The 574-nt window shown below is 46.5% G+C and carries 1 protein-coding gene; it reads right to left on the reverse strand.

Annotated elements, in window-relative coordinates; translation table 11 throughout:
• Positions 1-573, reverse strand: a 573-nt coding sequence (locus R7Z50_RS29595; protein WP_318150028.1) for a chorismate mutase, incomplete at its 3' end; no start/stop codon positions are given.
• Position 574: the final 1 nt, after the last annotated feature.

Here is a 574-nt window from a genome sequence, read left to right on the forward strand (position 1 = left end):
AGGTTGAGTCAGCTCACCAACAATATACAGCGTGGTGTGTTGCAGTAGGTCATATACTTCATTGATCGAGCCCGAGCTGGTGTTTTCGATGGGCAGCACACCGTAATCAGCATGGCCTGATTCCACCGTTCGAGTCACTTCTTTGAAATGCTCACAATTTAGCTCGATAAGCTCGGTATTTTTACGACTGAAATATTCGCGGCTTGCCAAGTGCGAGTAAGAACCTTTGGCTCCCAAGAAAGCGACGCGTGCAAGTGGCTTGCGGCTTTGTTGCGGGTTAACAAGGTTTTGCAGATAACCTTGTTGAAGTAAGACCGAATCTTCAATGATGGTGTGGAAAAGTTTGGTGATGTACTGAGCGTCGAGTTCGTATTTGTCTCGGCCGTTGGAAATCAGCTTAACCAACAGTTGTTGTTCTCGAACGGCATCACGAACTGGTTTTGAGGTTTGTACTTTGCTTTTGGCTACTTCAATGCTGAGTTTACGGCGTTCAGACAGCAAGCTAAGGAGCTGGTCATCGAGCTCATTCAAGCGTAAACGAATTTCTTCGAGGGAAATAGGTTGGTCAGTCATC

It is taken from the genome of Vibrio sp. 1249-1, from assembly GCF_033340495.1.